The sequence below is a fragment of the Pseudomonas sp. RU47 genome, assembly GCF_004011755.1.
Classification (GTDB): Bacteria; Pseudomonadota; Gammaproteobacteria; order Pseudomonadales; family Pseudomonadaceae; genus Aquipseudomonas.
The window spans coordinates 1,909,035-1,921,920 of the sequence record NZ_CP022411.1 but is presented as its reverse complement, the minus strand read 5'-3'; the positions used below and the strand labels follow the sequence as shown (position 1 = coordinate 1,921,920).

10 protein-coding genes are annotated in these 12,886 nt (G+C 58.1%); 2 read left to right on the top strand and 8 right to left on the bottom strand.

Going from position 1 to position 12,886, the window contains the following annotated elements; all coding sequences use genetic code 11:
• Nucleotides 1-98 precede the first annotated feature (98 nt).
• The 7 genes from CCX46_RS08790 to CCX46_RS08760 all read right to left on the bottom strand — a co-directional run bounded on the left by CCX46_RS08790 (nucleotide 99) and on the right by CCX46_RS08760 (nucleotide 8,131).
• Nucleotides 99-485, bottom strand: a complete 387-nt coding sequence (locus tag CCX46_RS08790) for a hypothetical protein (protein WP_127926388.1) — start codon at nucleotides 483-485, stop codon at nucleotides 99-101.
• Entirely contained in the window at nucleotides 482-5,194 is a 4,713-nt protein-coding gene (locus tag CCX46_RS08785) for an RHS repeat-associated core domain-containing protein (RefSeq protein WP_127926387.1), read from the bottom strand. Before CCX46_RS08785 ends, CCX46_RS08790 begins: the two co-directional genes overlap by 4 nt.
• A 240-nt stretch (nucleotides 5,195-5,434) precedes the next feature.
• On the bottom strand, nucleotides 5,435-5,842 hold the full coding sequence (locus tag CCX46_RS08780) for a sel1 repeat family protein (RefSeq protein WP_127926386.1): 408 nt from the start codon (nucleotides 5,840-5,842) through the stop codon (nucleotides 5,435-5,437).
• Entirely contained in the window at nucleotides 5,843-6,214 is a 372-nt protein-coding gene (locus tag CCX46_RS08775) for a hypothetical protein (RefSeq protein WP_003223109.1), read from the bottom strand.
• On the bottom strand, nucleotides 6,211-6,552 hold the full coding sequence (locus CCX46_RS08770; protein ID WP_127926385.1) for a helix-turn-helix domain-containing protein: 342 nt from the start codon (nucleotides 6,550-6,552) through the stop codon (nucleotides 6,211-6,213). Before CCX46_RS08770 ends, CCX46_RS08775 begins: the two co-directional genes overlap by 4 nt.
• Nucleotides 6,553-6,664: 112 nt before the next feature.
• Nucleotides 6,665-7,120 carry a YkvA family protein gene (locus tag CCX46_RS08765; RefSeq protein ID WP_122608401.1) on the bottom strand — a complete coding sequence of 152 codons (456 nt, stop codon included), beginning with the start codon at nucleotides 7,118-7,120 and terminating at the stop codon, nucleotides 6,665-6,667.
• A 294-nt stretch (nucleotides 7,121-7,414) separates the two neighbouring features.
• A complete protein-coding gene (locus CCX46_RS08760; protein ID WP_007919751.1) occupies nucleotides 7,415-8,131 on the bottom strand; it encodes an FKBP-type peptidyl-prolyl cis-trans isomerase in 717 nt (238 codons plus the stop codon).
• Nucleotides 8,132-8,401: 270 nt separating this feature from the next.
• On the opposite strand from CCX46_RS08760, the gene CCX46_RS08755 reads away from it, so the two are divergent.
• Together CCX46_RS08755 and CCX46_RS08750 are read left to right on the top strand one after the other, a co-directional pair.
• On the top strand, nucleotides 8,402-10,210 hold the full coding sequence (locus tag CCX46_RS08755) for a di-heme-cytochrome C peroxidase (protein ID WP_127926384.1): 1,809 nt from the start codon (nucleotides 8,402-8,404) through the stop codon (nucleotides 10,208-10,210).
• 26 nt (nucleotides 10,211-10,236) lie between these two features.
• Nucleotides 10,237-11,370 carry a catalase family protein gene (locus CCX46_RS08750; RefSeq protein WP_177413895.1) on the top strand — a complete coding sequence of 378 codons (1,134 nt, stop codon included), beginning with the start codon at nucleotides 10,237-10,239 and terminating at the stop codon, nucleotides 11,368-11,370.
• On the opposite strand, the gene CCX46_RS08745 is transcribed toward CCX46_RS08750, so the two are convergent.
• Entirely contained in the window at nucleotides 11,371-12,735 is a 1,365-nt protein-coding gene (locus CCX46_RS08745) for a hypothetical protein (protein ID WP_127926382.1), read from the bottom strand.
• Nucleotides 12,736-12,886: the final 151 nt, after the last annotated feature.

Below are 12,886 nucleotides of genomic sequence, written 5' to 3'. Positions count from 1 at the left end.
ACAGTAAACCGACTATTACATAAGAAATTTTTCCAACAACAACCTAAGCCTAACGCTTAATCACTAACACACCAAAAGCTCGATTACTTTCGCATCACTCAAGAAGTCATCCAACTCAAATAAAACTGCCGCTGCTCATCGGGATCGTTTGACAAGTCTTTCTCCTCATAATCAAAGATAAATACGAGATCATCTATTGACGGTTCTTTGCCAATTTCCAACTCGTAAGCTTTCAGCCCAAGAGACATTTGCGAGGCCATGCTTGATGGATGAACATTAGTCTTAGCCCCCTTACAATGAAAAACCAAACCATCATTATCTTTTCTTAATGCCGCAAAACACCTATAAAAATCACTTCCGAAATATGTCTTTCTTGGCCCACCACCAATCTTGATTGTTATAGATATAGCTACCCAGTCACAAGCAAGATCAACTCTCTTCTTATTACCATTCACCACAACGTCAACAGTAAATATTTTTCTCACTTGTTTATTTTCCTGTGCGGATTAGGAATTGAGTAACCAAATTCTCTGCCGTCATCAATAATCAGTGTAGCACCAAGAATATCTTCCCTTTTGATCTGACCTGGGATGGCAATTTCCTGCTCCTTACTAAATCTATAAGACGCACCTAACTCTTTTTTCAAATCATGGCCTGGGATCATTTTCAGCGTGTAGAGAAATCCGGGACGTGTGAAATAGCTGGTAGCGAATGCCTTCCCCATCTCTCTTGAAAGAGAGGTGCTAATAAAATTACTTGGAGGAAAGTCACTATCGATTGAGTGAAGAAATAGGTCGTTGCTATTTCCTTTGCTTTTAAAGCCGTTCTCGAAGATTTCTGATGGATCTGTTCCAGACCCACGGTACAAGTAAGTTTGTTGCGGTACTGAGCGGGAAGAGTCTTCCTCTCCACCCTTTATATTTTTGGTCGGATCGATTGACTCGAGGGTTGGTTTCTTGCAGCCATCGCCACCCGGACATCCATTCAACCCCAACGGATCCACCCACCCCGTTGGATTCGGCACGTACTGGTACTGATTCAACCCACCGGCCAACTTGATCGGATCCGGCGTCAGATATCGCCCCAGCCTCGGGTCGTAGTATCGATGCCGGTTGTAATGCAGCCCGCTTTCCCCGTCGAAGTACTGCCCCTGAAAACGCAGCGGCTGGTTCAGGTAGTCCTCGCCGGCCAGGGTCAGTGCGGCGACTTTGCCGTAGGCGTCGTATTGCGCGGACCAGACGATGTCGCCGCTGTAGTCGGTGAGTTCCTGCGGGGTGCCGAGGTGGTCGAGTTGGTAGTAGAACGGGCAGGCTTTTTTCGGGCCTTTGCCGTCGAGCAATGCCAGCGGGCGGAAGGTGCCGGGTTCGTAGACGTAGCTGCGGTATTCGCTTTCGCTGCTTTCGGCGACGAGGTGGTCGCCTTGCCAGAAGAACTCGGTGGTGGCGTCGCCGGCGGTTTTGCGGATGCGTCGGCCGAAGGCATCGTATTGGTAGGACGCGGTCTGGCCGTCCGGGCGGGTCAGGCCGATCAGGCGGTGCTGGCAGTCGTAGCGGTATTCGGTAACGAGTGTCTGGGCGCGGCCGCGGCGTTCGCGGATCAGGTTGCCGAAGGCGTCGTAATCGTAGTGGCGGTCGCCTTGCAGCAGCAGGCGGTTGCCTTTGATCTGACTCGGGCCGGGGCGGTCCTGCATCAGCAGGTTGCCGGCCGGGTCGTGGGCGAAGCTTTCCGGCAGTTCGTCGCGTGAGTGGCGTACACGAGTCAGCCGGTCGAGGGCGTCGTAGCCGTAGGTGCGCTGGCCGTGGCGGCTGTCAGCAATGTGCGCGAGATTGCCGTTGGCGTTGTAGGCATAATCGCGGCGGTACAACGCATCGCGCTGATGGCCTACGGCGTGGGCGAGTAATCGTCCCTGATCGTCGTAGGTATATTCGCTGAGCAGCAGGCCTTGCTGGCGTTGCAGTTCGCGCCCGGACTGATAGACGTGACGGCTCAGCTCGGCCCCATTGAGGTCAATCCCGCTCAGCGCGCCACCCTTGGCGTGGCGGTAGTCGAGCACGCTGTTGTCCGGCAGACGCATGCGCTTGAGCTGGCCGCAGGCGTCGTAGCGGTAGCGCAGAGTGCCCCAGCCCTGATGCTCGGTGATCAGCCGGTCCTGGCGGTCGTACTCGAAGGCCAGCGGGTGTTGCTGGCCGTCATCAACACCGATCAGTCGGCCGAGACGGTCGTATTGATAAACAACCTTGAGGCCGTCGGGCAGGGTTTTGACCAGAAGACGTCCGGCCGCATCGCGCTCATAAGCGGTGAGCAGACAAGAGCCGTCATCACCGAACTCGGTCTTCTCCAGCAGATGGCCGTTGAGGTCATAGGCGTACGCCGTGCGCCGGCCGTCAAAACCGCTTTCCTGACGAATCAGCCCGGTCGGCGTGTAGTCCAGCCGGTATTTTTCCCCGGACTCGTTTTCGATCTCGGTGAGCAGTAGCTGCGCATGGTCGTAGCGGTATTGCACCCGCGTGCCATCGGGGTTGATCCGCCGCGAGACCAGGTGCAGGTCATCGTCGTATTCGTAGCGGGTGATGTGCCCGAGTTCATCGCGCTCGGCGGTGACCTGACCGTAGGCGCCGTAGCTGTAGGCGCGGGTCGCACCGTCAGGAAATGTCGTCTGAATCAGTCGGCCAACGGCGTCCCAATGCTGACGGGTGACCGCAGCGTGTTCGTCTGCGGTTGTGGTCCGCCGCCCCAATGCATCGTAGGACAAACGCCGCACGCCGCCGTCGGGCAAAGTCTCTTCAATGAGTTGGCCGAGGTTATTCCAGACCAGGCGATGGCGGCTGCTGTCCGGATAGCGGATCGACAGCAACTGACCCCGGGTGTCGTAGTAGTAATGGGTGACCTGGCCGTCGGGGTCGACCGCTTCGGTGACATCACCCTCGGCATTGCGCCGGTAGATCCACACCGCGTCACCGCGAGAGCGTTTATGCAGGAAGCCGTTGCGATACTCGTAGGACGTGGGCGCCTCGTCCGGCGGAATCAGCGCCACCAGCCGTCCGACCTCGTCGTAGCGGTATTCGGTGACCGCGCCCAAGGCATCCTGCTCGGCAATCAAGCGACCCGAAGAGTCATAGGCCTTGAGCTGCTCGCCACCGTCGGCCTCGACCTTGCGCACCAGCCGCGCCCGCTCGTCGTGGACGTAAACCTCTTCGGTGCCATCGACGTAATGCACCGCGACGCTGCCGTCGTCATTCCAGACGTAACGGGTGTCCATCTGCGAAAACGACGCCCAGTGACGCACGCAACGCGCGGCTTTCCCCGACCGCTCCCACTCCCAGAAAAAACTCGCGCCGCCGGCCAGTTGCCGCTGCAGAATCACGTGGGCGTCGTCGTAGTCGTAGCGCTCGCTGTCGCCGACGGCGTTAGTCGCTTCGATCAGGTGCCGATAAGCGTCGTAGCGGTAACTGACCAGCGCTTGCTCGGTACTCCAGGCACCTTCGCGAAACACCTGATAATCCACACCGAGCAACTGCGCGCGGTCATACCGCAACAGCAGCGAGCGCCCCGCACCGTTATCCAGTCGCTGCACCCGGTCAGATCGATCGCGCTGCACCGTCAGACGATTGCCATAGGCATCGCTGATCGCCGTCAGCCGTCCTGCACGAAAGTGATAAAACCGCGCCGCGTCCCCGGCCAGTGCGAGGATCAGCTCTTCCGGTTCATCGCCCAGGAAAATCGCCGCCCGCGACAGGCTGTTGTGAATCGCCGGGCGCGAAACGCCAGGAAGCGGAAACCGTGTTCGACGGTTTTCATGGTCGACCCAGACAACAAAGTCACCCTCAAACGCGAGCCGATGCGCCAGCGAATGACTCCAGCCAAACCCCAGCCCGACATCGATCTCAGCGGCGCTAGAGCGATACAACCGCGTGAACTCGAACGGCAACACGCCATCAAGCACCCCATCAGTCAGGGTCAGCAGTTCTTCGCCGGTGACCATCGACACCGGACAGCCGTTGGTGCAGGTGAAGGGCACGCAATCAGCGCCGTCACCGTTGGGATTTTTCGCCTGATCCGGCGAGTCGTCGTGAGGCTCGTCTTTCTTCAACAAGGTGTTGCGCTGCGCATCCCAGCGCAACTGCATCCGGCCCTTTTTCACCCCGGCGGCGATGCCGCGGGCGGCAACGGCTTTGTATTGATCGACGTATTTGATGAACCCTTCGACGATGCCGAACATCGCCTTCACCAAACGCTTCACCGCCGACAGCAATTGAACGGCGCGATCCGCCAGACGCAACGTCAGATAAGCGATGCCTGCGCCACCACTGACGAACGTCAGAACGACACTGATCAGCACATCGATGAGCAACTGCACCATCATCATCGACGCCGCTTCCGCGGTTTTGCCGGCGATTTCACTGGGCGGCAGCATCTCCAGCCAAAGGCTGGCCGTGCGCAGCAATAAACACAGTGCAGCTTCGTCACTGACCAGCAGTTGAAGCTTTTCCATGACGTCGGGGGCTGTCGCTGCCAGCGCCATCAACTGCGTGGCGCCCTCACCCAGCCGCTCGGCGAACGCTCCGGGATCCTTGAGAATGTCCGACAGCAGGCCAATGCTGTCCCACACCCCCTCGATCGCCGCCCAACTCCCGGCAAGCATGCCGTTGCCCGCTGCCGTCGCCACCGACTGCGACCACTGCGGTTTGAAACCCTGCCACTCGCTGCGTAACCAGCCGTCCAGCTCAGCGGTCAGGCCGTCATAGGCTTTGAACAGGGCCTCGACCTGACTCTCAGTGACCTCGCTGTGCACCTGCACCCGGTAGAACTTCCCCGCGACGCCTCTGAACGAGCCCTTGCCCTGCGCGTCGAGCGTCACGGGCGTGGTTTCACCACCATCCATGGCGATCACATCGACCACAATGTTGCCGAGCGCAATGTCGTACACCGACTCGAACTTGCTCTCGATCTCCATCACCCCGCCCTTCGGGCACTGGACGACGCCGGAGAAAAACTCGTTGTCGGTGCTGCTGACGACAGTGCTGTCGGCACCGAAGCGGATGACCCGCTCCATCCCCATCAACGACGGCAGATCCGCCGCGTGGCTGACCTTGTCCGCCGCTCGACTGGCCCAATGCCTGAGCTGTTCGCGGTAAATACTGAGGGTGGCGGGAAAGCTGTCGAGTGCTTGCTCGATGCGGGTGACGGCTTCCATCAGCGCACGCGGGTGTGCGAAGTGGACTGAATAAGTGGATCAAACATGAGCGTTCCCTCGCGCAAAAAAATTAGGCGCGGGAACTGTGCGGGGGATCAATCAGGAAAGAAGTCAGGCAAGTAGGCGATGGCTGTAGGACTTGTCTGTAATAAATGAGCAATAGATAAACAGTCACGCAAAACGCAAACGCGGCGTGAGGAAAACCTCACGCCGCGTTTATCAGGACGGACACAATTGGATTTACTGCGTTGAATCCCGAGCGCTCAGCTCTTTCAATTTGAGCTCAGCCAACGGGTGTCTGGCCTTGGCAGCCATACCCCACCAGCGTGCGGCTTCGACAGGATCCGGTGACTTGCTCGGTGTTCCCGCCAGGCTGATCACACCGATCTGGTAAGCCGCTTTGCCATCACCCGCAAGTGCCGCCAGCCGCAATAGGCGCACACCTTCTTCACGTGCTCCGAGGCCGACGCCACGAAAGGTCAGGATGTGCCCATAAAAGCTTTGCGCACTGACATCGCCGAGATTGGCCATGCGCGCAAACTGACCCTCAAGCCAACGCCAGCCACGTGGCTGGCGGACAAACCATGACCAGTGAAACAGCCGGCGGGCCAGCCAGTAGCTCGCCCGCGCCTTGAGTCGTAAAAACACTCAGGCCTCCGCCGATTCCGGGTACTCGTATTCAAAAACCCGGACGACTTCCGAAGCATGCCAAGAGGCCGCAGCTACACCATCGGATGGCCCGGAAAAACGCCCCAGACGTTCGACACACTCAAAGAAACCGGTGCGTGGCAGACGGCTCGCGCCCTGACTGATCACCAGCGAACTGCGCAACGGTTGTTCGGCCTTCGCATCCAGCGCGGCCAGATGCTCGAGGGCGGCGGTCAGGGTCTGCATCGCCGGTGTCGGCAGTTGCAACCGCTCCAGCAAGGCCCGATAAGTCAGCAGATGGCGCTGGCGACGCGCCTGATCCAGTTCCCCCAGCAATCCGTCCCAATGTTGACGACTAATGCGTACGCTCACGATTCATCCCTCCACCCTGGCACCGTCAATTCCCAGGCCAGGCTGCGGCGAATCGCGGCGTCGGGCTGACGCTCGCCACTTTCGATCATGGCCAGATATGACGGGCTGATGCCTACCGTGCGGGCCAACGCCTCAATGGCGATGCCCTTCCCTTCGCGCAAACTGCGTAGTTGATCCAGACCTGGAAGAATCGTGTCTGGTGAGGCCGCGAGCGGCGTGGCTGCCGGACGCGACGGTGCTTCGTTGATGCCTGCTGCTTTTAGTAGAGCCTGATACTGAGCCCACGGCAGAACCGCGTATTCGGGTTCGCCATCGCGTGCAATTATCTGAATATCCATGACTACCCCGTAGGACAACAACACTTAGCGAGTCGGCACTTTTCCCTAGAAGTGTAATCCTAACAGCGGCCAAGGTCGCGGGGGGTATCTATCTGTAAGAGGCGGTTGATAATCAGGACTTTTTCGGCCCCTGAAGTTGCAATTGTTCGGGGGTATCCGGCAGGCGTTCGACGACTGCCAGTTTTTCCGGCTGCTGGCGGTTGCGCCAGAGGCGGAAGGCATTGAGTTCATCGTCGAGGGTTTTCATCAGCCAGGCGAGGACAGCGATGTCGTCAAGCATGCCGAACACGGGAATGAAATCCGGAATCGCATCGACCGGGCTGAGGAAGTACATCAGACCCGCCACCACCGAAACCAGTGCTTTGCCGCTGATGGCCCGATACTCACCGCGCCAATAGGCCAGGCACAATGCCTGGAGTAAACGTAAATCGTCTTTGAGTTTGCCGAGGCGATTGCCTTGCGCGGCGCCTTTGCTGGCGACCGCAAACAATAAGGTTGGCAAACGTCCACGGGCTAACAAACGGCCGGCCAGAGGCAGGAATCGAGCGAAATTCCACGGAGCTTTCATCTATTCCTCCCGTTGAAATGTTATCCACACAAATTGTGGATAACCTTGTGAACAGAGCTGCATTTCAGCGCTGAAAGCCCCGTTTCATAAGGGCTGCGCTCAGATCGGGCGTTTTTTACTCACATAAAAAACCCCAACATTTCATTGACTTGGCTGCTCAGGGCGGCTAGCGCGGGCAGCCTCAATGGCTATGACTCTCGCGACCGCCATCGGTTCGCTCTGTTTACCCTTGCCAGACTCCAGATGCAACAACGCCCCGCATAAGCGAGGCGTTGTTGTTGAAGCCTTTGCCAATTACTTGGCAGCGGCAGCTTCTTTGGCTGGATCCTTGATGGCCAGCAGTTCCAGGTCGAAGACCAGAACCGAGTTGGCCGGGATTGCCGGGCTTGGCGACTGAGCGCCGTAAGCCAGATCGCTAGGGATGTACAGTTTGTACTTCTCGCCAACGTGCATCAGTTGCAGACCTTCAACCCAACCCGGAATCACGCCGCTTACCGGCAGATCGATCGGGCTGCCGCGCTCGACGGAACTGTCGAATACGGTGCCGTTAGTCAGCTTGCCGGTGTAGTGAACGGTCACTACGTCAGTCGGCTTAGGCTGTGGGCCGTCGGCTTTCTTGACCACTTCGTACTGCAGGCCCGAAGCGGTGGTAGTCACACCAGCCTTCTTGCCGTTTTCTTCGAGGAATTTCTTGCCAGCCGCAGCCGACTCTTCGCTCATCTTGGCCATGCGCTCTTCAGCACGCTTTTGCAGCGCGGCAAAGGCTTCGACCAGTTCTTCATCTTTCAGCTTCTGTTCTTTCTTGCCGACGGCATCTTCGATGCCCTGGGCTACCGCTTTGGAGTCCAGATCATCCATGCCTTCCTGAGCCAGGCTCTTGCCCATGTTCAGGCCGATACCGTAGGAAGCTTTTTGCGCCGGGGTTTTCAGCTCTACGCTGGTCTGCGAATCACAACCCGCGAGGACCAGGCTAACCAGGGCAACCGCCGCCGCCAACCGATGCTGTTTCATGCTATTTCCTTGTTCATGCGCCGAAAGGGCAATCGAGTAAAGCCGCGAGCTTATCAGGCCGCCACGACCAATGGCTACCGGCATGAGAGCAGTAAAGCGACGATAAGTTCAGGGATTAAAACGCATTTGGGCAAAGGCGCGATGAAGCTTCTGTCATCTTGTCCCGACAATGCCCGGCGACTCTGCTTGCATCATCTGGCGTAATGGCCACTTGCCGCATAGGGTCCGGCTCAGGCATAACTGCGCAACAATTCGACAAGGATGTTTATCTTGCGCCTCTTAATCCGTGTGCTGACCCTGATCGTCGTGCTGCTGGTGCTCGTTCTCGCCGTGGTGCTGTATTACGTCGCCAACCCGAAATTGCCCTTCTACACCCCCGCCGAGCAGGTGCATTACCTGAATCAGTGGAGTGACGAAGAGCGGCAAACCTACTATTTCACGCCTCAGGGCACGCAGGTCAAAGGCCTGCGCTATGAATGGTTCCAGGCGCTGGAATTGCCCTTCTCGCAGCAACGTTTCGCCGCGCCCGATTACCTCGCACGCTTTGGTTTTCTGATCGATCCGCAGCAGAAAGCCACGACGAACAACCCCGGCAACCTCCCCGTCGGTTTTGCCCGGCATCAAAATCCGGGCAGCTCCGAGCAATATCTGGACATCACTTGCGCCGCTTGCCACACCGGCGAATTGCGCTTTAAAGGCCAGGCCGTGCGGATTGACGGCGGTACTGCGCAACACGTGCTGCCTTCCAGTGTTCCTACTTTACGAGGCGGCAGTTTCGGACAGGCTTTGGTGGCAAGCCTGACCTCGACTTACTACAACCCATGGAAATTCGAACGTTTTGCCAGAACCGTGCTGGGCGACGAATACGACGCGCGCCACGAGCAATTGCGCAAAGACTTCAAAACCTCTCTGAACACATTCCTCAAGGTCGCCTGGAACGATACCCATCGCGGTCTCTACCCGACCGACGAAGGGCCCGGCCGCGCCGACGCCTTTGGCCGCATTGCCAATGCCACGTTCGGCGATGCGATATCCCCGGCCAACTACCGCGTGGCCAATGCGCCAGTGGATTACCCGCAACTGTGGGACATGTGGACATTTGATTGGGTGCAGTGGAACGGCTCGGCGCAGCAGCCGATGGCGCGCAACATCGGCGAGGCACTGGGCGTCGGCGCCACTCTGAATTTCTTTGACACCAACGGCCAGCCACTGCAAGGCGATGCGCGTTATGCCTCGAGCGTGCGCGTGCGTGATTTGCACAAGATCGAAGAAACCCTGCAAAAGCTCAAGCCGCCCGCCTGGCCAGAGGAGCTGTTTGGCGCCATCGACAAGCCCCTCGCCGCCAAGGGACGCACGCTGTTCAGCGAAAATTGCGCCGGCTGCCACGTCCCGCGCCAGACTCAGGAAGGTGATCGCTGGGTGCAGCATTTGCACATGCTGCCGGTCGCTGTCATCGGCACCGATCCGAATGCCGCCAACAATATCGCCACTCACCGTTTCGATCTGACCGCCCTGCAATGGGACCTGAAGGAACTCGAAACCATGGACGTCAAACTGCACCCGACGCCCAAGGAGCCGCTGGACCTCAGTCAGTTGTCGGTGGCCAAGGGCCTGGCTTACGTCACCGCTTTTGTCGAAGAGCGCGCCTACCGCGAAGCCAAGATCACGCCGCAGGAAAAACCCCGCATGGACGGTTTCGGCCTGCCCATCGGCGTGCGCGAAAAAGTCGCCTACAAGGCGCGCCCGCTGGCTGGCGTGTGGGCCACCGCGCCGTTCCTGCACAACGGTTCGGTGCCGAGCATTTATCAGTTGCTGTCGCCACAGGACGAGCGCGCCACGACCTTCTTCAAAGGCACCTTCGAATTCGATCCGCGCCACCTGGGGTATCGCACTGAAGCGTTTACCAATGGCTTCCTGTTCGATACGCGGATCACCGGCAACCATAACAGCGGCCATGAATTCCGTGCAGGCGAGCGCGGTAACGGCGTTATTGGCCGGTTGTTGCAGCCGGAAGAACGTTGGGCGCTGCTTGAATACCTGAAAGTCCTCGGCGGTCCACTGGAGGCGCAATTGCCATGATCTCGACCTTCAAGAAAGAACAGTCACTGCTGGCCAGAATCTGGTTATGGCTTGGGCGTCTGCTTGGCAAAGCGCTGCTGATAGCGCTCGCCATTGGCCTGCTCGGCTGGGCCATCGCCACAGCATGGTTTGCCTGGCAACACCGCGGCCCGGTGTCGGCGCTGGAACAGATTCCACCCGGCGAAGCGGCAATGACCCAGGACGTGATCCAGACCGCCGTGCGCATCGTCGATCAGCATCGCGAAAGCACACGGTATCTTCGCGACGCCCATGCCAAGGCCCATGGCTGTGTGAAGGCGCAAGTGCAGGTGCTGCCGGAACTCGCGCAGTCGCTGCGACAGGGCGTGTTCAGTGAGCCAGGCAAAACCTGGCAAGCGATGATTCGCCTGTCCAACGGCAATGCCTACCCGCAGTTCGACAGCATTCGCGATGCCAGAGGCATGGCGATCAAACTGCTCGACGTTTCCGCAAAACAGCTGCTCGGCAACCGCCAGGCACAGCCTGAACAGGACTTCGTGATGTTCAGCCACCCGAACTTCTTTGTCAGTGATGTCGCCGAGTACCGTCAGAATGTGGCGGCGCAGGCTGAAGGCAAAAAGGTCATGGCGTTTTTCCCCGGATGGGATCCACGCACCTGGCAGATCCGTCATTTGTTTATTGCACTGGCAACCTTGTCGCCGCCGCCGGACAGCCCGACCGGGACTACCTACTTTTCAGTTTCGCCCTACAAATTCGGTGAGGCGAATGCAAAGTTCCGGGTCGCGCCGGATCCGGACAATTGCCCTGCGTACACATTGCCCAAACAGAACCACGACCTGCCGAACTTCCTGCGCAGCGCGTTGAATCAGCAGTTGTCGACGGATCGCGTGCCGGCCTGTTTCGTACTGCAGATCCAGCGTCAGGATGCCCATCAATACATGCCGATCGAGGACACCAGCATCGAATGGCGCGAGCAGGATTCGCCCTTCGAAACCGTCGCGCGGATCACTTTGCCGCCGCAGGATTTCGATACTCCGGCGCTGAATCTGCAATGCGACAATCTGGCGTTCAACCCGTGGTTTGGCATTGAGGCGCATCGACCGATCGGCGGAATCAACCGGCTGCGCAAAGCGGTTTACGAGGCCGTCAGTGACTATCGCCATCAGCGAAATGGCGAGTGATCATTGTGTAATGGCAGTGGCTGATACGCGGATCCTTCCAGTGTCGGGCCAGGTTTTGCTTGCCAGCAGGACGCTGAGAATGCCGGCGCTCGCCACTTTGTCGACCAGCATCTGCGGTGCGATCGCACCTGAGATTATTTTCTGCTCAAGACTGTCCGCCAACTCAACGAGCAACGCCCGGACCTTGGGCATTATTGGCTTGGCAAAACGCAGCACCGCCCCGTCGGGGGTGACGACAAATAAACGTTGATGCGGTGCCACGCTGACACGTTCCAGACCGGCCTTTAGATCCGCTGCAGAAAAGAAATTCTGCTGAAGTTCCGCCTCACGAGGTGCCAGGAGTGCCGCAGGCAGGGGCAGGATTGAATGGTAAAGGCCATGCATCCGAAACTCGCGAGGGATCAATGGCGTGCCCTGCCGCCCCTTGGGAAACATTCGCTCTTGGTCAAAGGTGGCGTAATCACTGGAAACCGGCTCGGTGACGATAAAGAAGTCACTGACATTATGTTTAAGAATGAAGCCTGTGTTGGGCAGAACAGCGGTCGGCGCAGGCAATTGGTTTCGCAGGTAGAGCGCAACATCCTTGGCATCGCGAAAAATCGGCCCGAAAATCGGCATTGATTCGATTTTAGCCGGCACCTGCAGAAGGTCCGCCCTCCAACTGGCTTTGAGCTGCCCTCGGCGCCGCCAAAGATCACCGTTTACCACGACCCTTACATCCCCGGCCGCCAAAGCCAGCAAGATCCACAGACTGCTGGGAATCGAACCATTTTCATACAACGTCTCGAATTGTCGTGGCTGACCATCATTTTTCCTGGAAAGCCGGGGCGCTAGCTCCTGTTCAAAAGGCCGATTTTTCGATGTGTAGGAAAGCAGGCCACCGTTACGTGCGGCCAGATAACATTTTGAATATTTACGATGCGAACTCATCACGGCCGACAAATCCGCTATCGCGAAAAAACGAGTGCGCTGAATCCATTCGGCGGTGGCCTCATCAATACCTTGAGCTTTGACAGGACGGGCGTGAAAACTTGCTTCGAGAGTGAGACCACTCGGGATAATCAGCTCCCCCGCTACGCTGACTGTTACAGCCGGTGCGCCGCTCTGAACGGATGCCGTGGCGCCCGGATGGTTTTCGGCTGCGGTTATTGGCGCTTCGATAAGCTGTGCGCAAATGAATCGCGCATCGCGAGTTTTCAGAATGAATCCATTGAACTCACTGTTTCGCGGATGCTTCAACAGAGCGTGCAGGCATGCCGCGGCGTCATCGCTCGAAAGAAAGGCTGGGCTGGACGACAGAAAGGACAACGCCTGCACATCATCGGCGACGGGCGGAGCAAGGGTTTCAGCAGGATTTGCAGACATTGGGGCAGCTCTCGTCAGGCAATGGGTTTGATTTCATGACGGCAGAGAGTCATGAAAAACATCGCCCATTCTCCGAAAGCGGCACGCCCGGCAGGCACTACATAGTTATACGCAGCGAAAAATACCCAAACGCCAGACAGCAAAAAGCCCG

Coding starts and splice junctions, on each gene's coding strand:
- CCX46_RS08785 (WP_127926387.1), bottom strand. CDS start 5,194: ATGGAAGCCGTCACCCGCATCGAGCAAGCACTCGACAGCTTTCCCGCC.
- CCX46_RS08770 (WP_127926385.1), bottom strand. CDS start 6,552: ATGGATATTCAGATAATTGCACGCGATGGCGAACCCGAATACGCGGTT.
- CCX46_RS08765 (WP_122608401.1), bottom strand. CDS start 7,120: ATGAAAGCTCCGTGGAATTTCGCTCGATTCCTGCCTCTGGCCGGCCGT.
- CCX46_RS08760 (WP_007919751.1), bottom strand. CDS start 8,131: ATGAAACAGCATCGGTTGGCGGCGGCGGTTGCCCTGGTTAGCCTGGTC.
- CCX46_RS08745 (WP_127926382.1), bottom strand. CDS start 12,735: ATGTCTGCAAATCCTGCTGAAACCCTTGCTCCGCCCGTCGCCGATGAT.